The organism is Luteimonas sp. MC1828, assembly GCF_016461615.1.
Lineage (GTDB): Bacteria > Pseudomonadota > Gammaproteobacteria > Xanthomonadales > Xanthomonadaceae > Luteimonas.
The window spans coordinates 363,688-381,134 of sequence record NZ_JAEMNY010000001.1 but is presented as its reverse complement, the minus strand read 5'-3'; the positions used below and the strand labels follow the sequence as shown (position 1 = coordinate 381,134).

Below are 17,447 nucleotides of genomic sequence, written 5' to 3'. Positions count from 1 at the left end.
GCCGGCGCATATCCGCGCCATGCCCGACATCGCAGCGCCTCTGCATGCGCCGTCGCCACTGCGCCATGCGAGGATTGCGGCATGCACGGCCGCCCCTCGCCCCCCTTATTGCTTGCCAGCCTGGTGCTGGCGCTCCTTCTCACCATCGCCCCGAGCCACGCTGCCGGCACTCAGGATGCGACCCCGGCGGACGCGACCGCAGGCACGCCAGGCGCCGGTGCCGATCTTGTCGCCAGCAGGCGCCTGGCGCAGCGCCTGCGCGAAGTCGACGGCCTGCAGGACGTCACGGTCACCGTCAGCGGCGGCGTGGCGCGGCTGCAGGGCGATGTGATCGACCTCGGCGACCGCACGCTCGCCGAACAGGTGGCCGGGCAGCAGGACGGGATCTCCGCCGTCGACAACCAGCTTGCGCTCAGCACGCGGCTGTCCGACCGCTTCGACACCGCCACCCGGCTCGCGGTCGACAAGCTGATGCGGCTGGTGGCGGCGCTGCCGCTGCTGGTGGTCGCGATCGCGGTGGTGATGCTGTCGTGGTGGCTGGGCAAGCTGGTGGGTGCCCGCTTCGGCCGCCGCCAGTGGCGGAGCGACAATCCGTATTTCGCCAGCCTCGTGCAGCGTCTCGCGCAGTGGCTGACCCTGCTCGCCGGGCTGCTGGTGGCGCTGGACCTGCTCGGCGCCTCGGCGCTGGTCGGGGCGGTGCTGGGCTCGGCTGGCGTGGTCGGCCTGGTGCTGGGCTTCGCGTTCAAGGACATCGCGGAGAACTACGTAGCCGGCATCCTCCTCAGCCTGCGGCGGCCCTTCGCACCCGGTGACATGCTGCGCATCGACAGCTACGAGGGCAAGGTCGCGGCGCTGACCTCGCGGGCGACGGTCCTGGTGACGCTCGACGGCAACCGGCTCACCCTGCCCAACGCACTGGTGTTCAAGTCGGTGGTGCTCAACTACACCCGCAACCCGCGCCGGCGGATCGATTTCACCATCCCGCTGGACGGGAGCGAGTCGATCCGCACCGCCCAGCAGGTGGCCATGGATGCACTCTGTGTGGTCCCGGGCGTGCTGGAAGATCCGGCGCCGTCGTGGACGGTCAGCAGCTACGACGCCTCCGGCCTCACGTTGCGATTCTTCGCCTGGGTCGACCAGCGCGAGGCCGATCCGGGCAAGGTGCGCAGCGAAGCGCTCCACGTGGTGCGCACCGCGCTGGCCGAGGCCGGCATCGAAGGCCCGCGCACCGTGTATTACGTGGGCCCGCTTCCGCAGGATGCCGCGATGCCGGTGGCCGGCTCGACCAGCCTGCCGGCGGACACCTCAGTCAATCGCGACATCGACGCACAGGTGGCCGCGGAGCAGCTCGCGCACGCCGACGAAGACCTGATCACCGACGAGCGCCCGGCGACGACCTGAGCGCGGCCGCCCAAGCGAGCCGTCTGCCGGCGCTGGGTGGGTCGAATCCTACAAAGGTGCAAGGTCCCCACCGACGGCCGGGCCGGGCCTGGACCGTCAAGATTGCCGCTGCCCCGGCAGCACGGCCTTGCACCGGTCACGGATGCCGCTCAGCAGAGGAATGGCCGCGACCTTGAGCAAGTCGTAAAGCTGGGCCGGGGCACCCTTCCGCCGGAGCAGGACCTTGGTCGAGATCACGCTGGTAGACGCGGGCTTCCACGTCCGCGGGTCAAGCTTCGATGAAACGTTCAACAGCCGCTTCAAGGCGATGATGGCCGCGCACGCCGTGGCCCTGGGCGATGCCACCGCGGCCGGCAGCGCGGTCGCCATCGTGTTCCCGGAGGGCTGGGGCGACAGCATCCTGATCGAGCCACGCCGGCCCTGACCGGTCCGTACGACGCTGGAGCGGCCGGCACATCACAAACGCTCCAGGACCTGTCCACCGATGCCCCGCGGCCGAGACAGCGACAGCTGGTCGGGCCCCGGCCCCACGATGCCGTTACTGGCCGCTCGGGACCGGCGCCGGCATGCCGGCGGGGCGCGCGCATCCGCTGGCCGCGGCGCCGCCTTCCACCGCGACCGACCCGCGATAGGGAAACACCGCCCCCGACATCGAATCCTCGCAGCGCCCTGCGGCGATGCGCACTTCGATCGTGCGCCCCGCGTCGTCGCGGGCACGCACTGCGCGTGCGTCGGACGAATTCTCCTCGCCAGCCACGGTGAAGCGGCGGTCGGACACATCCGGACCGTTGAGCACGACGTGCCCCGACTCGACCCGCGCATTCCAGAATGGCTCGTTGGTCGAAACCACGAAGGCGTCCGGCAGGCCCTGGTCCGCGTCAGCGCCAGTGACGGTCGACCCGCCCCGGCCCGCATCGGCGGCGTCGGGTGCGGACCCCGCCGACGCATCGGAGACGACCGGCGCCGGTGGCGCCTCGGGCGCGTCGGGCACCTCCGGGGGAGCCGGCGGCACCGCCGGGCGGTCACAGGCCGCGGGCAGCGCCAACACCAGGAGCAGCGGCAGGAATCGGTTGTTCATGGCGAGATGCCTTCCGGTAGGTCCCGGCACCCGCGTGACCGGCGCGCGCCTCGGACGTCGCCGGCACCATGCCATGAAGCCCGGCCCCGTCGCGTGATCAGGAAGCAGGCTCCGCGGCGCCCATCCCCAGCCAATGCAGCGCACCCTGTGCGGCGAGCAGCCCGCTCGCGAAACACGCTGTCAGCAGGTAGCCGCCGGTCGGCGCCTCCCAGTCGAGCATCTCGCCGGCGACAAACGTGCCCGGGCGCGCATCCAGCATCAATGCCGCATCCACCGCCTCCAGGCGCACGCCGCCGGCACTGCTGATCGCTTCCTCCAGCGGGCGCGCCGAGCGCAACACGAGCGGCAGGCGCTTGATCGCCGCGGCCAGCACGACAGCGTCGTGCATGGCGTCGGCGCCCAGCACTTCGCGCAGCAGCCCGGCCTTGGCGCCGGTGATGCCGACCGTGCGGCGCAGGTGTTCGCCGATGCTGCGCTTGCCGCGCGGGCGCGACAGTTCCTGCAGAAGCCGTGCTTCGTCGCGGTCGGGCGTCAGGTCGAGGTGGACGGCTGCGCGGCCATCGCGCGCGATCAGGTCGCGCAGCGTGGCCGAAGCGGCATACACCACGCTGCCCTCGATGCCGTGGGCCGAGACCACGGCTTCGCCCTGCAGCGCACGCGGCGTGCCGTCCAGGTCCAGCCAATGCAGGACCAGCGGCTTCAGCGGCGCTCCGGCGTGGCGGTCGCTGAAATGCGCGGACCAGGCAATGTCGAAGCCGCAGTTGGAGGGCTGCAGCGGCGCCAGCGCCACGCCGGCCGCGCGCAGCACGTCCTGCCAGGCGCCGTCGGAGCCGAGTTGCGGCCAGCTGCCGCCGCCAAGGGCCAGCACCGCGGCGTCCGCGCCGAACACACGCGCGCCATCCGGCGTTTCGAAGCGCAGCGCGCCATCTGCATCCCAGCCGCACCAGCGGTGGTGGACATGGAATGCCACGCCCTGGGTCCGCAGCCGTCGCACCCAGCCGCGCAGCAGCGGCGCGGCCTTGAGGTCGGACGGGAACACGCGTCCGGACGATCCGACGAAGGTCTCCACGCCGAGGCCGCGCGCCCACTCGCGCAGCGCGTCGGCGTCAAACGCCGCAAGCCAGCGCGCGACGTCATTGGCGCGCGCGCCATAGCGGCCGGCGAACACCGCGGGGGGATCGGAGTGGGTGAGGTTCAGGCCGCCCTTGCCTGCGATCAAAAACTTGCGGCCAACCGAGCCCTTGGCCTCGAACACGTCCACGTCCACGCCCGCCGCGCGCAGCACTTCCGCCGCCATCAGTCCGGCGGGACCGCCTCCCACCACGGCCACGCGGCGGATTGCCGGCGTGTCCGCGGCTGCCGGTTGCGGACACATGCCGCCGTCAGGCCTTGCGCAGGAAACAGGTCTTGAGCACCAGATCGCGGATCTTGTCCGAGTGGCCCTCGATATGTTCCGCGTCGTCCTCGACCAGGCGGATGTTGCGGATCACCGAACCCTGCTTGAGCGGGATCGACGACCCTTTCACCTTCAGGTCCTTGATCACCACCACCGTGTCGCCGGCAACGAGCACGTTGCCGTTGCTGTCGCGCACCACCAGCGCGGTCACGCCGCCGTCGGCGTCGCCGGCGGCCCACTCATGGCCGCAGTCGGGGCAGGTCCACAGCGCGCCATCGGCATAGGTGTTCTCGAGGCCGCATTGCGGGCAGGCTGGGATGGCGGGCATGGGGCGCTCCATGATGCGTCGGGGCCGCCCATTGTAGCCGCCCGCCCCACCGTGCCCTGCCCTGGCACGCCATAGGCTCGCCTGCGCGGGCGGTGCTCAGGTGACCGCTTTGAACACGGTCAGGCCGAGGACCAGCAGCACCACGGCAATGATGATCGCGGCCCAGAACAGGAACTTGGCGATGCCCATCGCGGCGCCGGCAACACCGCTGAATCCCAGCGCGCCGGCGATCAGGCCGATGACGGCCAGGATGATGGCCCACTTGATCATGTCGACTCCCTGCACGCCGCGGATGCGGCACACGCAGGTTCACGCATGTGGCGTGCGCCCGTCGTGAATCGGGGACGTGGCGCGGGCCGCCACGCGTACCGCCGGGTCCGCGAAATAGCGGCCGATCTGGTACCACACCAGCAGCGCGCCGCCACCGATGACCACGGCGCCCGGCGCATTGCCCGGCTGCCACACGTACAGCGCGGCGGCCGCGCCGAGCATCACCAGCAACCACACCCAGGCCTGCCAGCGCCGCAGCAGAGCCCTCCGCGTCTCGCTCCCGATGATTTCCCTTGCCCGCTCCTCGGTGATGCCGAACTCCTGGCTGATCGCTTCCGACCTCATGCCGTCCCCTTCGCGCTCTGCGAGCGCCCGATTACGCCACGGAACCCGGCCGCGGGGAAGGGGTAGCACGAAATTCCGTCAACCGGGTTACAGCGTGGATGTCGTCTCGCCGCCGAGCGCCTCGAGCGCCTGCGCCGCCTGCGCGCGCTGCTCGGACGAGAAGGCATGCACCACGACCGACGAACGCCCCTCGTCCAGCGCGGTGACCGCATGCTGCACGAAGCGGTCGTGGTCGGGCCGCAGCGCCACCAGACCGCCCAGCATCAACCCCGCCGTCGTGCCGAAGAACAGCAGCACCAGCACCGAGGCGACCGGCGAGCGCACGACGAACTGCAGGCCGGCGAAATACAGCACGGCGAACGCCACCACGCCGAGCACCGCGCCGACGATGCCCAGGCGGATGTGCGCACGCACGATGGTCTTCCAGATTCCCTGGCTTTCCGGCTCGAGCTTGCGCCGCGGGTGGGCTTCGCCGGGCAGCAGCAGATCCACCTGGGTCGGCTGCAGGCCAAGCGTGGCCTGCACGCTCGCCGCAGCCTCGCGGGCGGCGGTCGCACTGGCGAACACGGCGACCACTTTGCTGTTGGAAACCTCGCCGGTCAGCATGGTCTCTCCGGGCATGTCGTGTCCTCCCTGAAGCTGGCGGCAGCCTGCCCGAACAGGCATTGCGAAGCCGTGACGGACGGTGTGCCGCCGCGTCCCCGCAACCGCCGCTTGCGCATGGTTGGCGAGGGCTGGACCATCCACGGCCCGCCTGCCATCGGAATGTTCCTCGATGCGAATCGATCTTTCGCGCCGCCACGTCGTGCAGGCCGTCGGCTTTGCCCTGCTGGCAACGGCGTTGAGTCCCGCCCGTGCGATCGCCACCGCTGCGGACGTCGTGCCTGAACCACCCGCCGGCTTCGGCACCTCCACCACGGCCGAAGCGGCCACCCGTGGGCTCGACCTCGCAGGCAGGACCGTGCTCGTCACCGGCGCGACGTCCGGCATCGGCATGGAGACCATGCGCGTGCTCGCCCTGCGCGGCGCGCATGTCATCGCCACCGCACGCTCGCGCGACAAGGGTGATGCCGCGCGCCAGGGCATGCGTGGACGCATCACTCCGGTGGTCCTCGACCTGGCGGATTTCGATTCGGTACGCGCCTGCGCCGCGCAGGTCCGGGCGCTGGCACCGCGGCTGGACGCACTGGTCTGCAATGCCGGGATCGTGCTGGATCGGCTCGAGCAGGTGCGCGGACTCGAGAAGCAGTTCGTGGTCAACCATCTCGGCCACTTCCTGCTAGTCAATGAACTGCTTGCGCAGGTGCGCGCGGCGCCGCAAGGGCGCGTGGTGGTGCTCGGCAGCGGCGACCATGAGCGTGCACCAGCGGGCGGCATCCAGTTCGACGATCTGTCCGGGGCGGGCTGGGATGCGCGCTACAGCCACTCCAAGCTCGCCAACGGCCTGTTCTCGCTGGAACTCGCGCGCCGCCTGCGCGGCACGTCCGCCACCGCCAACTGCGTCACGCCGGGACATACCCGCACCAACATCCTGCGCGATGTCGGCAATGCCTACCGCGACGACGCGCGCACCGCGCAGGTGGGCGCGGCCACGCCGTGCTATGCGGCCGTGCATCCGGCGATGACCGGTGTCAGCGGCGCTTACCTCCGTGATTTCCGCGCGGCAGCACAGGGCGCGCACCAGCGCGACGCGGCCATGGCGCGGCGGCTGTGGGACGTCTCGACAGCGCTCACCCGCAAGTCATGAAGACGCATAGGAATCCCGCGCGCGCGCGCCGCCGCGGCTCGGCGCACGCGTTGGCGTGCGAGCGCTTCGAACACCGCGATCTGACACACTTCCCGCGGATCCGGCGCGGTGCCGGGACGGGATCCGCATGAAGGAACGCTTTCCTCCCTGGATGCAGGACTGGCTGGGACTGATCGTGCCGATCGGCCAGGTGGTGCTGATCGTGCTCGTCGCCGCGCTGCTGCGAATGCTCGCGCGACGCGTGACCGAGCGCATCTGCGCCCGCTACAACGCGCCGGCCGAGCTCGCCATCGGTGCGCGGCGCGTGATCACGTTCCTGATCTCCTCGGCCGCGTTCCTGTTGATCCTGGAGCGCTTCGGCGTGTCCGGCATGGTGCTGTGGACCGCGTTCACGGGCTTCGCCGCGGTCGCCGCGGTGGCGTTCTTCGCAGCGTGGAGCGTGCTCTCGAACATCTTCTGCGCGATGCTGATCCTGGCCACCCGGCCGTTCCGCCTGCACGACCACATCGAAGTGCTGGAAGGCGGCGACAAGCCCGGTCTCGGCGGCCGCGTCACCGACATCAACCTGGTCTACACCACCCTGCTGGAAACCGGAGATGACGGCGAGCCGCAGGGCAGCGTGCTGCGCGTCCCCAACAGCTTGTTCTTCCAGCGCACGGTGCGCCGCTGGCGCAGCGAAGACGAACGCCTGAAGTGGTCGATGCGACGGCCCCGCCGCGAGCGCGAACTCGACGACTGACACCGGTCCGGAGCCGGCGTGCCTGCACCGGGACCGGCGTGCGGGCTACTGCAGCCAGGCGCGCAGCAGGGCCGGCGCGGCGGCGCCCACCAGCACCACCACCAGGAACGGCATGCGCAGCAGCAGCGCCAGGCCGGCCGCGGCCAGCGCGGCCAGGCGCGCATCGAAGGCCAGCGCCTGGCCGCTGGCGAAAGCGTTCATCGCGGTCAGCGACGCCAGCAGGCCGATCGTCAGGGTGCCGGCGACGCGCCGCATGCGCGGCGCTTCCAACCAGCGCGCCGGCACCAGGTAGCCCGAAAGCTTGATCGCGTAGGCGGCCAGGCTCGCCAGCAGGATCCACGCCCACATCGACATCAGCGCGACTCCCCCGTCGACATGCCCCGTGGCGCGCCGTCGGCATGCGCGGCGGGATCGACATCGGGCTCGAGGCCCTCGTCAGCCGGCCCACGGCTGAACCAGCCCCAGAGCGCGGCGACCAGCGCAGCGACCAGGATCGGCACACCCGGCGGGGCCACGGGCACCGCCAGCACCGTGGCCAGCGCGCAGACCACGGCGAGTGCAACCGGTTCGCGCGCCGACAGCCGCGGCCAAAGCAGCGCGAGGAACGCGGCCACGGCCGCGCCATCCAGTCCCCAGCGGCGCGGATCGCCAAGCGCATCGCCAAGCAGCGCACCTGCGACGGTGAACAGCGTCCACAGCACGTACACGCCGAGGCCTGCGGTCCAGAATCCGCGGCGCTGCTCGTCCGGCTCGACCTGACCCGCGGCCGTTGCCGCCGATTCGTCGATGGTGACCTGCGCCGCAAGCCAGCGCCGCCAGCCGCGCGGACGCAGCATGCGGTTGATCTGCATGCCATAGACCGCGTTGCGGACACCGAGCAGGGTGGCCGCACCGAACGCCGCCGAGCCGCTGCCGCCGCCAGCCAGCACACCGATGAACGCGAACTGCGAGCCGCCGGTGAACATCAGCGTGCTCAACGCGACGACCTGCCACGGGTCGAGACCCGCGGCGACGCCGAGCGCTCCGAACGACAGGCCGTACAAGCCGGTGGCGAAGGCGATCGAGAGGCCGATGCGGACCGCCGGCGAATGGATGAGGCGCATGCGCGCATCTTGCCATGGGCCGCCAGCGTGCCGCTCCGGGCATGGCGATGGGACGCTTCGTTCGTGCGATGGCGTCGGGATGCATCGTTCCGCGCGAAAACGGCGGCAGCGCCTTCCCGTTGCTTGAAGCATCGCTACTCTCGCACCAGTTCCTTCCTCCCCAGCCAATAGCAGGACGTCCCTTGAGCACCTACCGCCTCGCCATCATCGTCGGCAGCAACCGTCGCGAATCCATCAACCGCAAGCTCGCCGAAGCCATGGCGCGGCTGCTGCCCGCCAACTTCGAAGTCAGCTATCCGCGCATCGACGACCTGCCCATGTACAACATGGACCTCGAAGGCGGGCGCCCCGCGTCGGTGACGCGCTTCACCGACGAAGTCGCCGCCGCCGATGCCGTCGCCGTCGTCATGCCGGAACACAACCGTTCGCTCCCGGCGGTGCTGAAGAACGCGATCGACTGGGGCTCCAAGCCGATGGACGCCAACATCTGGCGCGGCAAGGCCACCTCGATCACCGGCACCACGCCGGGCGCGATCGGCACCGCGGTCGGCCAGCAGCACCTGCGCCAGATCCTCGGCATCCTCGGCGCCGTGGTCCAGGGCGGCGAGGCCTACATCCAGTTCAAGCCCGACCTCATCGGCGCCGACGGCGACTTCACCGATCCGGGCACGCGCGCCTTCCTGCAGGCCTACGTGGACGGTTTCGTCGACCTGGTCACGCGACTCGCCAAGCGCTGAACCGCAGCGGCAGGCACGGGCCGTTCAGGGCCCCGTGCCTGCCGCCTGCTAAGATGCCGGCATCGGCCAACCTGCGCCGCACGCGCGTCCCGCGCGACTCCCGGTCGCCCGCCTCGCTCCCTCACGCGTCACCGCTCCGCTCCCGGAGCGACGCCCCATGGATGCGCCCGTGCCCGGATACCTCACACGCAATCTCGTGACCCACGTCGATGGCGTGGCATTCCAGCTCCGCGTGCTCAGCGACCTCCAGCAATACGCCGATCCCGACGGCCATGCCGACGCGCTCGGCATTTCCTCCGCGCAATGGAGCCTGTTCGGCCACCTCTGGCCGGCCGGCCGCCTGCTGGCAGGCGCCATGCAGCATGTCGACATCGCCGGCCGTCGCATCCTCGAGCTCGGCTGCGGCATAGGCCTGGCGAGCCTGGTGCTGCAACGTCGCGGTGCCGATGTGGTCGCCTCCGACATCCACCCGCTGGCCGATGCGTTCCTGGCCTACAACGCCGCGCTGAACGCCCTGCCCGCCGTGCACTACCGTCACATGCGCTGGGATGAGCCGCTGCCGTCGCTTGGCATGTTCGACCTGATCATCGCCAGTGACGTGCTCTACGAGCGCGGCCACGCCACGCTGCTGTCCGAAGTGGTCGCGCGGCACACGCTCCCCGAGGCCGAAGTGATCGTCAGCGATGCCGGCCGCGGCCACGGTGCCGCGTTTACCCGCGCGCTCGGCGCGCTCGGATTCCTGCCCACGGCCGGCGACGAACCTGCAGCCACCGGGGATGGGGACGACACGCCAGGCTGCCGCCTGCTGCATTTCCGGCGCACCCTTGCGTCGCGGCGCGCCGCATGAGCGCGCGCGACGACGACTGTGCCCACTGCGACGCGGTCTGCTGCCGCCTGACCGTCGTGCTGCAGCCGGAAGACCGCATACCGGGCTACCTCACCACCACCACCAGCGCCGGCCTGCACGTCATGGCCCGCGACGAGGAAGGCTGGTGCGTGGCCGTCGATCCCGCGCACATGCATTGCTCGATCTACGAAACGCGACCGGAGGTATGCCGTCGCTTCGTCATGGGCGCCCCGTACTGCAGCGCGATCCGCGAGGATTACAGTGCCAGCAGGGCGCAGGGCATTCCCCTGGTCATGTACTGAAACCGGAGCCACGCATGTCCAGCAAGCCACCACCTTCTTCCAGCTCGGCCACCAGCCGCATCTTCGCCGTCGGCAAGACGCCAAAGGCGGGCGATCGCGGTGCCAGCATGACGCGCGAGCGCATCGCGTCCGACATGGCCGAATTCCACGCAACCGGCGGGCACATCGAAGTGCTTGGCACGACCCGCCTGCTCACGCGCATCGGCGGCGATGCCGCCCCGGCCGCCGTCGTGGCCGACCCGCCCGCCGTGAAGCCCCCGCGCCGAGGCAAGGCCTGAACCGTGCCGCCGGCGCGCGGTGTATAACGCAGGTCCCCACATCTCCAGGAGCAGCGCGATGAACGCATTGTCCAGGCTGGCTGCCTTCGCACTCGCGGCCACCGTCCTGCTGGCCGCACCGTCGATGGCCGCGCTCAAGGCCGGTGATCCGGCCCCCGACTTCACCGCGCCGGCGTTCATGGCCGGCGAGCCGTTCACCTTCAAGCTGGCCGATGCGCTGCGCAAGGGCCCGGTGGTCGTGTACTTCTTCCCGGCCGCGCGCACACCCGGCTGCAACCTGGAGGCAAGCCTGTTCTCGAAGGCGATCGATCGTTTCGCGGCGCACCACGCCACGGTGATCGGCGTCACGGCCGGCAATATCGAGCAGCTGGCGGGTTTCTCGGCGGACACGGAAACCTGCGCCGGCAAGTTCCCGGTTGCCGCCGACCAGGGCGCGGTGATCGCCGCGAAGTACGACGCCGTGATGGATAGCAGGCCGGACATGTCCAGCCGCACGTCCTACGTGATCTCAAAGTCCGGCGAGATCGTCCACGCCTACTCGGACTCCAACCCGAACCGGCACGTCGCGGAGACGCTGGCGGCGGTGGCCGCGCTCGACGGCAGGTAGCCGCACGCGCCAGGGCTTACACTGTCGGGAATCCCAGCAAAAGGAAATCCCTTGGCCAAGCCAAACTATTCGTTCGAAAAGCGCCAGCGCGAGCTGGCGAAGAAGAAAGCCCAGGACGAGAAGGACGCCCGCAAGCGCGCCGCGCGCGAGGCGGCCAAGCCGCAGGCGCCGGACGCCCCGGAGCAGTCTGCGGAAGACGCACCGCCCGAGTCCACCTGAGGCGATCGCGGTCAGTCGAGGCTGCTGCCATCCCGCTCGCGCAGCCAGTTGTGGGCGCGGGTAGCCGCGATCGCACCGTGGCCCATGGCCACGCTGATCTGGTCGAGGCCATCGACGATGTCGCCCACGCAGTAGAGCCCCGGGACCTGCGTCCCGAACGGTGAACGCACGTCGGTGCTGCCGTTCTCGTCGACCTCCAGCCCCAGCATCACCGCAAGCTCGGTACGCTGGCGGCAACCCAGCGCCGGGTAGACCACGTCGAACGCCAGGGGCGATTCGACGCCTTCGACATGGATGTCGAAGCGGCCCGGTGAGGGGTCATACCGCACCACGGGCCGGTCCACGATGGTGATCCCGGCGGCGGCGAGCTGCGTGCGCTCGTCATCGGTGAGTTCGTCGTACCTGCGCGGCAGCAGGGTGATGTCGTCGCTGAACGTGCGCAGGAACAGCGCTTCCGCCGCGCCCTGCCCGTCGCAGCCGATCACCGCCACGCGGTGGCCGATGTGCTCGTAGCCGTCGCAGACCGGGCAATAGCGCAGCACCCCGGCCGCGATCGCGGCCTCGTGGACATCATCCGGCAGCGGGATCTGCTCCAGGCGCAGCCCGGTCGCGAGCACCAGCGTGCGTGCGTGAAGGGACCGGCCGTCCTTCAGTGCCAGCGTGAATCCCTGCCCCCGGCCTTCGCCCTGGTGCCCGGCCGCCACGACCTCGGCCTCGAGGACCTCGGCGCCGTAGCGTTCGGCATGCGCCTGCATGCGCTGCAGCAGTTCGGGACCGGCTACGCCGTCGGGAAATCCCGGTGCATTGTGGGTCCGCGGAATGCGCGCGGCGCGCGAGCGTCCGTCATGCACCACTAGCACGCGGCGCCGGAAGCGCGCCAAGTACAGCGCAGCCGACCATCCCGACGGCCCCGCCCCCACGACGATGCAATCCCACGGCGCCTCCACCTGCGAGTCCGGGCGACTCAAGCGGCCTGCCGCAGCGTGCGCTGGAACAAGGCCAGCATCCGCGCCCACGCCTCTCTGGCAGCTGCTTCATCGTAGCGGGGCGTGGTGTCGTTGTTGAAGCCGTGCTGGGTGCTGGGGGGCTGGTAGAGCGCATGGCGCACGTTGGCCGCCTTCAGCGCTTGCTCGTATGCCGGCCACGCGGCGTTGATCCGCTCGTCCTCGGAGGCAAGCACGACCAGCAACTCGGCGCGGATCTTCGGAACGTCTTCCAGCGCCGGCGCACTGCCATAGAACGGCACGGCGGCGGCGAGCTCCGGCAGCTGCGTCGCCAGGTAGTTGGCCATGCCGCCGCCGTAACAGAAGCCGACCACGCCGATCCGGCCGTTGCCACCCTCGATGCCATCGAGAAGCTTCGCCGCGGCAATGAAGTCCTGGCGCGTCTTCGCCTGGTCAAGGCCCTGGAACAGCGCGCGGGCGGCGTCCTCGTCGCCTGGATAGCCGCCAAGCGGAAACAGCGCGTCCGGCGCGAACGCGATATACCCCGCCAGCGCCAGGCGCCGGGCGACGTCCTCGATGTGCGGGTTGAGCCCGCGGTTCTCGTGCACCACCAACACGGCGGGCAGCGGTCCTGCGGCACCCGCCGGGCGCACCAGATAGCCGCAGGCGCGGCCATAGCCCTGCGGTGAATCGAACTCGAGAAGGCGCGCGGCGAGCCGGGCGTCGTCGGGCTTGACCTGCTGCGCCAGGGCGAACTGCGGCGCCAGCGCCGCGAGCAGGCCAGCCGCCGTGGTGGCGCCCGCAGTGAAGCGCGCGGCACCAGCCAGGAACGCGCGGCGGTCGATGTCGCCATGCACGTAGCGGCCGAACAGCCCGAGCACGGCGGGATGGAAGTCGGCTGCGGTCTTGCGCGGAGCGGACATGGCGGTCTCCGGTGTTGGCGATGGCCACCGCATGCTAGCAAGCGCGCGCGCAAACAGATGTCTGCGCTGGGAGCGGTCCCGCAAAGTGGCCGACGCAACGGCGACAGGCACCCCGCACCCCGCGAATTACCAGCAAGCCACGTTCAAACACTGCACGTTGGCCGAACTTCGGCGGCGTAACTGGCGGTTTCCTGCCAGTTATCGTATAATGCCGCTCCTTCCGCCGCCGCCACTCCTCACGGGGCGTGGCCGCACGTCTGCACCACGCGGACCCACCAGCACGAGGAGACGCATGTCCAGCAAGCCCACCCCGACCGCAGTCAAGCCAACGACCCCTTCACGCGTGTTCGCCGCCAGCTCCCGCGGTGCACAGAACGCCAGCCTCAGCAGCGACACCATCGCGGCCGATATCGCGGCCTTCAAGACCCACGGGGGCCGCATCGAGGTCCTCGGCACCACCCCGCTCCGCACGCAGGCCCAGGGCCCGGCGTTCCGCTCCAAGAGCACTACTGCCAAGAGCGCCGCCAAGAGCACGCCGAAGCGCGCCGCGGCCGCGGCCGCGCCTTCCGCCACCAAGAAATCGGCCGGCTGACGGCCAGGCGCCCGCGCCGGGTCAGTCGACTTCGGCGGCCGCCTCGCGACCCTGCTGGCGGATCAGGGCTTCCTCGCGCGCGTCGTTGATCGCCTCGCGCACGCTGTCCAGGTCGGCAACGCGCTCATCGTGCACGAAGGTGCCGGTGAGCACGGAGTCCGGCTGCAACTCGCCGGCCTCGAACAGCGCCCACATCTCCTCGCCGTACCAGGTATCCAGCAGCTCGGGCGCCCATTGGCCCAGGCCCGCGGTGAGGTTGTTGACGTCGCGCAGCAGCATGCTGCGCGCGGCATTGTTGCCGCCCGCGCTGACCACCTGCGGGAAGTCGATGACCACCGGGCCGTCCGGGCCGACCAGCACGTTGTACGGCGACAGGTCGCCGTGGATCAGCCCGCAGCACAGCATCAGCACCACCTGGCGCACGAGCACCGCGTGATACGCGCGCGCCTGTTCGGCGGTGAGTTCGACCTCGCCCAGCCGTGACGCGACGAACCCGTCGGCGTCGGTGACCATTTCCATCACCAGCACGCCATGGTGGAAGCCGTGCGGCTCGGGCACACGCACGCCCGCGTCGCGCAGCTGGTACAGCGCATCGACCTCGGTGTTCTTCCACGCCTCTTCCTGCTGCCGGCGGCCGTAGCGGGAAGCCTTGCCGATCGCGCGCGCCTCGCGGCTGCCGCGCACCTTGCGTCCTTCCTGGTACTGCACGCGCTGCTGGAAGCTGCGCTGCGCCATGTCCTTGTAGACCTTCGCGCAGCGCAGTTCGCCGCCGGCGCGCACCACGTACACCGCTGCCTCCTTGCCGCTCTTGAGGGGGCGCACGACCTCGTCGATGACGCCGTCGTCTATCAGCGCCTGCAGCGGGGCTGGGGTTCTCATTCAGTTCCTGGGGACGTGGCGCGGGATGGCGCCGAAGCCGGCCATTCTCGCATTACCCGGTCGCCGGCCATGAACGCCTACCAGACCAGGTCGTCGGGCACCTTGAAGCGGCCGTACCAGTCATCGTCGGCGGCATCGGATTGCGGCGGCGCGCTGCGCGCATGGTCCAGCGCGATCATCGCGGGATCACGGGCTTCGACCTTCTCCGCGGCGGCGCGCGGGATGATGGCGTAGCCGGCGTCGTGGCAGGCGACCACCAGGCTGCCGGACGCGAGCTGGCGACGCACGGCATCGGTCACCAGCAGGCTGCGGATCACGCCAGCATGGGTAAACCGGTAGTCCATCGTGCCGTCCACGGCCAGCCGGTTCTGCTCCACGATCTGCCGCACCTGCGCGCGCAGCTCCTGCGCCCTCGCCTGCTCGTTGCGTTCGGCGGACAGCGCGCGGTCGCGCTCGATCTTCTCCAACCGTGCGCGTTCCAGCGCGGCCTTGGCCTCATCCACGGGAGGCGGGGATTTCGCGTGTCGCTGGCGAGTCTGTTCGCGCGCCACCTGGTCGACCCTGGACTTCTTCGCCAGTCCGGCCTTGAGCAGCTGTTCCTGCAGTGGATTGCGCATGTCGGTGCCCTTGCATGATGCCGCCACGATGATACGCGGCCCGCGGCGGTGGCGCTCCGCCACGCCACCCGCGAATGAGCCGGAAGTGGACCCGACCGTTTTTCGTGGCGCCGGATGACGCAGGTCAAGGAGGCACCGGCGCGTGCCGGGCACACTGCACGCATCACGAAAAACCACGTCACTGGAGATCGTCATGAAGAAGTCCATCCCCGTCCTTGTCGGCCTCGCACTCCTGTCCGCGGGCGGGCTGGCCAGCGCCGCCAACTGCAGCATCGTGCTCGACAGCAACGACCGCATGCAGTATGACCAGAAGAGCATCGAAGTATCGGCCAGTTGCGCGACGGTGACCGTCGAACTCAAGCACAGCGGCAAGCTGCCGAAGACGGCGATGGGCCACAACGTGGTGATCACCACCGAAGCCGACGCCACGCCGGTGGCGCAGGCCGCGGTGAAGGCAGGGGCCGCGAACGGCTACGTGCCCGCCGGCGACAAGCGCATCATCGCCGCCACCAAGATGCTGGGCGGCGGCGAGAGCACCAAGATCACCTTCCCGGGCCGCGCGCTCAAGGCCGGCAGCGACTACGCGTTCTTCTGCTCGTTCCCGGGCCACTCGGCGCTGATGCGCGGCAAGCTGGTGGTCAAGCCCTGACCGCACGCGCTTCGCTCCACATCGGACATGCCGGCCTCGCGCCGGCATGTTTGTTTGCGTGTCGAGAATCCTTCCACGATATGCATTCAAACACTTGATTGGCGTCAAGGCGTGCGCGTCGCGGCACATGCAAAATTTTCGGCAACGGGGGAAAGGCCCCCATGGAGCTGGAAATGAATGTCCTGAAGACCACGCTGATCTCCGCGGCCATCGCACTTGCCTGCGGCGCATTCGCCGCCCCGCCGGCCTACGCCGTGGATGCGCTTGAACTCATGCAGTCCACCGTCGACCAGGCGCCCGACCTGTCGGCGCTCGCCGAGCACAAGGTGCAGCTGGTGCGGCCGCCGTTCGTGCACGAGCACGACCAGGTCGCGCCCGGCGCCCCGCGGCTGGTGAAGTTCACCCTGCCGATCGAGGAAAAGGAAATCGTCATCGACGACAAGGGCACGCGCATGCATGCGATGACCTTCGGCGGCTCGATCCCCGGCCCGATGATGGTGGTGCACGAGGGCGACTACGTCGAACTCAAGCTGATCAACTTGGCCAGCAACAGCATGCCGCACAACATCGATTTCCATGCCGCGACCGGCGCGCTGGGCGGCGGCGACTTCACCGTCGTCGCCCCGGGCGAGGAAGTCACGCTGCGCTGGAAGGCGACGCGCTCCGGCACGTTCATCTACCACTGCGCCCCGGGTGGCTCGATGACGCCGTGGCACGTGGTGCAGGGCATGCACGGCACGATCATGGTGCTGCCGCGCGACGGCCTGAAGGACGGCGACGGCAAGCCGCTGCGCTACGACCGCGCCTATTACGTCGGCGAGACCGACTTCTACATCCCGCGCGACGCCGACGGCAACTTCCGCTCCTATGCCAGCCCCGCCGAATCGCTGCCCGATACGCTCGCCACCATGCGCACGCTCACGCCCTCGCACATCGTGTTCAACGGCGCGGTCGGCGCGCTGACCGGCAAGAACGCGATGACGTCGAAGGTCGGTGAAACGGTGCTGTTCGTGCACTCGCAGGCCAACCGCGACACGCGTCCGCACCTGATCGGCGGCCACGGCGACTACGTCTGGGAGGAAGGCAAGTTCGACAACGCACCGATGAAGGACCTCGAGACCTGGTTCATCCGCGGCGGCTCGGCGGGCGCGGCGCTGTACACGTTCCTGCAGCCGGGGCTGCACGTGTACCTCAACCACAACCTGATCGAGGCGGTGGAACTGGGTGCGGCGGGACACGTGCAGGTCGCGGGTGACCGCTGGGATCACGACCTGATGACGCAGCCGGCCAGGACGGGCCCGATCCGTCCGGATACCGACCTGTCGATGCCGGCAGCCCGCTGATCGGTCACAGCCGCACAGTCCGCAATACGCAAGGGCACCGCGTCAGCGGTGCCCTTCGCGTTTCGGTGATTGACATGCCTGACCTGCGCGCGGCGCCGCACCA

25 protein-coding genes are annotated in these 17,447 nt (G+C 70.1%); 13 read left to right on the top strand and 12 right to left on the bottom strand.

What is annotated here, in order from left to right:
• Positions 1-81 precede the first annotated feature (81 nt).
• Positions 82-1,401, top strand: a complete 1,320-nt coding sequence (locus JHB91_RS01890) for a mechanosensitive ion channel domain-containing protein (RefSeq protein WP_199471070.1) — start codon at positions 82-84, stop codon at positions 1,399-1,401.
• Between the two features lie 223 nt (positions 1,402-1,624).
• Positions 1,625-1,825: a hypothetical protein gene (locus JHB91_RS01885; RefSeq protein ID WP_199471068.1), complete on the top strand. Its 201-nt coding sequence runs from the start codon at positions 1,625-1,627 to the stop codon at positions 1,823-1,825.
• Positions 1,826-1,939: 114 nt separating this feature from the next.
• Here the strand turns inward: JHB91_RS01885 and JHB91_RS01880 are convergent, their stop codons facing one another.
• The 6 genes from JHB91_RS01880 to JHB91_RS01855 all read right to left on the bottom strand — a co-directional run bounded on the left by JHB91_RS01880 (position 1,940) and on the right by JHB91_RS01855 (position 5,439).
• Positions 1,940-2,479 (bottom strand): hypothetical protein, encoded by a 540-nt coding sequence (locus JHB91_RS01880; RefSeq protein ID WP_199471066.1) that lies wholly within the window; start codon positions 2,477-2,479, stop codon positions 1,940-1,942.
• Positions 2,480-2,576: 97 nt separating this feature from the next.
• On the bottom strand, positions 2,577-3,854 hold the full coding sequence (locus JHB91_RS01875) for a TIGR03862 family flavoprotein (RefSeq protein ID WP_199471064.1): 1,278 nt from the start codon (positions 3,852-3,854) through the stop codon (positions 2,577-2,579).
• A gap of 7 nt (positions 3,855-3,861) precedes the next feature.
• A complete protein-coding gene (locus JHB91_RS01870; protein WP_199471062.1) occupies positions 3,862-4,203 on the bottom strand; it encodes a zinc ribbon domain-containing protein YjdM in 342 nt (113 codons plus the stop codon).
• Between the two features lie 96 nt (positions 4,204-4,299).
• The gene (locus JHB91_RS01865; protein ID WP_199372860.1) at positions 4,300-4,473 is read right to left on the bottom strand and encodes a DUF1328 domain-containing protein; all 174 of its coding nucleotides are present in this window, start codon (positions 4,471-4,473) and stop codon (positions 4,300-4,302) included.
• A gap of 39 nt (positions 4,474-4,512) precedes the next feature.
• Positions 4,513-4,818 carry a hypothetical protein gene (locus tag JHB91_RS01860; RefSeq protein WP_199471060.1) on the bottom strand — a complete coding sequence of 102 codons (306 nt, stop codon included), beginning with the start codon at positions 4,816-4,818 and terminating at the stop codon, positions 4,513-4,515.
• Between the two features lie 87 nt (positions 4,819-4,905).
• A complete protein-coding gene (locus JHB91_RS01855; RefSeq protein ID WP_199471058.1) occupies positions 4,906-5,439 on the bottom strand; it encodes a hypothetical protein in 534 nt (177 codons plus the stop codon).
• A 154-nt stretch (positions 5,440-5,593) separates the two neighbouring features.
• Here JHB91_RS01855 and JHB91_RS01850 point away from each other — a divergent pair, with 154 nt between their 5' ends.
• Together JHB91_RS01850 and JHB91_RS01845 are read left to right on the top strand one after the other, a co-directional pair.
• Positions 5,594-6,565 (top strand): SDR family NAD(P)-dependent oxidoreductase, encoded by a 972-nt coding sequence (locus tag JHB91_RS01850; RefSeq protein ID WP_199471056.1) that lies wholly within the window; start codon positions 5,594-5,596, stop codon positions 6,563-6,565.
• 127 nt (positions 6,566-6,692) lie between these two features.
• Positions 6,693-7,304 carry a mechanosensitive ion channel family protein gene (locus JHB91_RS01845; RefSeq protein ID WP_199471054.1) on the top strand — a complete coding sequence of 204 codons (612 nt, stop codon included), beginning with the start codon at positions 6,693-6,695 and terminating at the stop codon, positions 7,302-7,304.
• Between the two features lie 45 nt (positions 7,305-7,349).
• On the opposite strand, the gene JHB91_RS01840 is transcribed toward JHB91_RS01845, so the two are convergent.
• A complete protein-coding gene (locus tag JHB91_RS01840; RefSeq protein WP_199471052.1) occupies positions 7,350-7,658 on the bottom strand; it encodes an AzlD domain-containing protein in 309 nt (102 codons plus the stop codon).
• The gene (locus JHB91_RS01835) at positions 7,658-8,407 is read right to left on the bottom strand and encodes an AzlC family ABC transporter permease (RefSeq protein ID WP_199372866.1); all 750 of its coding nucleotides are present in this window, start codon (positions 8,405-8,407) and stop codon (positions 7,658-7,660) included. Before JHB91_RS01835 ends, JHB91_RS01840 begins: the two co-directional genes overlap by 1 nt.
• Positions 8,408-8,589: 182 nt before the next feature.
• Here JHB91_RS01835 and JHB91_RS01830 point away from each other — a divergent pair, with 182 nt between their 5' ends.
• The 6 genes from JHB91_RS01830 to JHB91_RS01805 all read left to right on the top strand — a co-directional run bounded on the left by JHB91_RS01830 (position 8,590) and on the right by JHB91_RS01805 (position 11,397).
• Positions 8,590-9,144, top strand: coding sequence for an NADPH-dependent FMN reductase (locus JHB91_RS01830; protein ID WP_199471050.1), 555 nt, complete (start codon positions 8,590-8,592; stop codon positions 9,142-9,144).
• A gap of 157 nt (positions 9,145-9,301) precedes the next feature.
• Entirely contained in the window at positions 9,302-9,991 is a 690-nt protein-coding gene (locus JHB91_RS01825) for a methyltransferase domain-containing protein (RefSeq protein WP_199471048.1), read from the top strand.
• The gene (locus JHB91_RS01820) at positions 9,988-10,293 is read left to right on the top strand and encodes a YkgJ family cysteine cluster protein (protein WP_199471046.1); all 306 of its coding nucleotides are present in this window, start codon (positions 9,988-9,990) and stop codon (positions 10,291-10,293) included. Before JHB91_RS01825 ends, JHB91_RS01820 begins: the two co-directional genes overlap by 4 nt.
• A gap of 14 nt (positions 10,294-10,307) precedes the next feature.
• Positions 10,308-10,571 (top strand): hypothetical protein, encoded by a 264-nt coding sequence (locus JHB91_RS01815; RefSeq protein ID WP_199372870.1) that lies wholly within the window; start codon positions 10,308-10,310, stop codon positions 10,569-10,571.
• A 58-nt stretch (positions 10,572-10,629) separates the two neighbouring features.
• Positions 10,630-11,178 carry a redoxin domain-containing protein gene (locus JHB91_RS01810; protein ID WP_199372871.1) on the top strand — a complete coding sequence of 183 codons (549 nt, stop codon included), beginning with the start codon at positions 10,630-10,632 and terminating at the stop codon, positions 11,176-11,178.
• A 51-nt stretch (positions 11,179-11,229) separates the two neighbouring features.
• Entirely contained in the window at positions 11,230-11,397 is a 168-nt protein-coding gene (locus tag JHB91_RS01805; RefSeq protein ID WP_199372872.1) for a hypothetical protein, read from the top strand.
• A gap of 11 nt (positions 11,398-11,408) precedes the next feature.
• On the opposite strand, the gene JHB91_RS01800 is transcribed toward JHB91_RS01805, so the two are convergent.
• The gene (locus tag JHB91_RS01800) at positions 11,409-12,365 is read right to left on the bottom strand and encodes an NAD(P)/FAD-dependent oxidoreductase (RefSeq protein WP_199372873.1); all 957 of its coding nucleotides are present in this window, start codon (positions 12,363-12,365) and stop codon (positions 11,409-11,411) included.
• On the bottom strand, positions 12,362-13,264 hold the full coding sequence (locus JHB91_RS01795) for a dienelactone hydrolase family protein (RefSeq protein WP_199471044.1): 903 nt from the start codon (positions 13,262-13,264) through the stop codon (positions 12,362-12,364). Before JHB91_RS01795 ends, JHB91_RS01800 begins: the two co-directional genes overlap by 4 nt.
• A gap of 292 nt (positions 13,265-13,556) precedes the next feature.
• Between JHB91_RS01795 and JHB91_RS01790 the strand changes: the two genes are divergently transcribed.
• Positions 13,557-13,856 carry a hypothetical protein gene (locus JHB91_RS01790; protein WP_233348012.1) on the top strand — a complete coding sequence of 100 codons (300 nt, stop codon included), beginning with the start codon at positions 13,557-13,559 and terminating at the stop codon, positions 13,854-13,856.
• Between the two features lie 21 nt (positions 13,857-13,877).
• Here JHB91_RS01790 and JHB91_RS01785 read toward each other — a convergent pair whose 3' ends face one another.
• Both JHB91_RS01785 and JHB91_RS01780 read right to left on the bottom strand, forming a co-directional pair.
• Entirely contained in the window at positions 13,878-14,735 is an 858-nt protein-coding gene (locus tag JHB91_RS01785; RefSeq protein WP_199471041.1) for a PA4780 family RIO1-like protein kinase, read from the bottom strand.
• A 77-nt stretch (positions 14,736-14,812) separates the two neighbouring features.
• On the bottom strand, positions 14,813-15,352 hold the full coding sequence (locus JHB91_RS01780) for a DUF2058 domain-containing protein (RefSeq protein WP_199471039.1): 540 nt from the start codon (positions 15,350-15,352) through the stop codon (positions 14,813-14,815).
• A gap of 193 nt (positions 15,353-15,545) precedes the next feature.
• Here JHB91_RS01780 and azu point away from each other — a divergent pair, with 193 nt between their 5' ends.
• Together azu and nirK are read left to right on the top strand one after the other, a co-directional pair.
• On the top strand, positions 15,546-16,001 hold the full coding sequence (gene azu / locus JHB91_RS01775) for an azurin (RefSeq protein ID WP_199471037.1): 456 nt from the start codon (positions 15,546-15,548) through the stop codon (positions 15,999-16,001).
• Positions 16,002-16,174: 173 nt separating this feature from the next.
• Positions 16,175-17,344, top strand: coding sequence for a copper-containing nitrite reductase (gene nirK, locus JHB91_RS01770; RefSeq protein ID WP_199372878.1), 1,170 nt, complete (start codon positions 16,175-16,177; stop codon positions 17,342-17,344).
• Positions 17,345-17,447 lie beyond the last annotated feature (103 nt).

Excerpts from the sequence above, each read along its gene's own strand:
- JHB91_RS01825 (WP_199471048.1), top strand. The coding sequence starts at position 9,302 with ATGGATGCGCCCGTGCCCGGATACCTCACACGCAATCTCGTGACCCAC.
- azu (WP_199471037.1), top strand. The coding sequence starts at position 15,546 with ATGAAGAAGTCCATCCCCGTCCTTGTCGGCCTCGCACTCCTGTCCGCG.
- JHB91_RS01840 (WP_199471052.1), bottom strand. The coding sequence starts at position 7,658 with ATGTCGATGTGGGCGTGGATCCTGCTGGCGAGCCTGGCCGCCTACGCG.
- JHB91_RS01855 (WP_199471058.1), bottom strand. The coding sequence starts at position 5,439 with ATGCCCGGAGAGACCATGCTGACCGGCGAGGTTTCCAACAGCAAAGTG.
- JHB91_RS01795 (WP_199471044.1), bottom strand. The coding sequence starts at position 13,264 with ATGTCCGCTCCGCGCAAGACCGCAGCCGACTTCCATCCCGCCGTGCTC.
- JHB91_RS01860 (WP_199471060.1), bottom strand. The coding sequence starts at position 4,818 with ATGAGGTCGGAAGCGATCAGCCAGGAGTTCGGCATCACCGAGGAGCGG.
- JHB91_RS01845 (WP_199471054.1), top strand. The coding sequence starts at position 6,693 with ATGAAGGAACGCTTTCCTCCCTGGATGCAGGACTGGCTGGGACTGATC.
- JHB91_RS01870 (WP_199471062.1), bottom strand. The coding sequence starts at position 4,203 with ATGCCCGCCATCCCAGCCTGCCCGCAATGCGGCCTCGAGAACACCTAT.
- JHB91_RS01875 (WP_199471064.1), bottom strand. The coding sequence starts at position 3,854 with ATGTGTCCGCAACCGGCAGCCGCGGACACGCCGGCAATCCGCCGCGTG.
- JHB91_RS01815 (WP_199372870.1), top strand. The coding sequence starts at position 10,308 with ATGTCCAGCAAGCCACCACCTTCTTCCAGCTCGGCCACCAGCCGCATC.
- JHB91_RS01880 (WP_199471066.1), bottom strand. The coding sequence starts at position 2,479 with ATGAACAACCGATTCCTGCCGCTGCTCCTGGTGTTGGCGCTGCCCGCG.
- JHB91_RS01835 (WP_199372866.1), bottom strand. The coding sequence starts at position 8,407 with ATGCGCCTCATCCATTCGCCGGCGGTCCGCATCGGCCTCTCGATCGCC.
- JHB91_RS01820 (WP_199471046.1), top strand. The coding sequence starts at position 9,988 with ATGAGCGCGCGCGACGACGACTGTGCCCACTGCGACGCGGTCTGCTGC.
- JHB91_RS01850 (WP_199471056.1), top strand. The coding sequence starts at position 5,594 with ATGCGAATCGATCTTTCGCGCCGCCACGTCGTGCAGGCCGTCGGCTTT.
- JHB91_RS01865 (WP_199372860.1), bottom strand. The coding sequence starts at position 4,473 with ATGATCAAGTGGGCCATCATCCTGGCCGTCATCGGCCTGATCGCCGGC.
- nirK (WP_199372878.1), top strand. The coding sequence starts at position 16,175 with ATGAATGTCCTGAAGACCACGCTGATCTCCGCGGCCATCGCACTTGCC.
- JHB91_RS01785 (WP_199471041.1), bottom strand. The coding sequence starts at position 14,735 with ATGAGAACCCCAGCCCCGCTGCAGGCGCTGATAGACGACGGCGTCATC.
- JHB91_RS01890 (WP_199471070.1), top strand. The coding sequence starts at position 82 with ATGCACGGCCGCCCCTCGCCCCCCTTATTGCTTGCCAGCCTGGTGCTG.
- JHB91_RS01790 (WP_233348012.1), top strand. The coding sequence starts at position 13,557 with ATGTCCAGCAAGCCCACCCCGACCGCAGTCAAGCCAACGACCCCTTCA.
- JHB91_RS01810 (WP_199372871.1), top strand. The coding sequence starts at position 10,630 with ATGAACGCATTGTCCAGGCTGGCTGCCTTCGCACTCGCGGCCACCGTC.
- JHB91_RS01780 (WP_199471039.1), bottom strand. The coding sequence starts at position 15,352 with ATGCGCAATCCACTGCAGGAACAGCTGCTCAAGGCCGGACTGGCGAAG.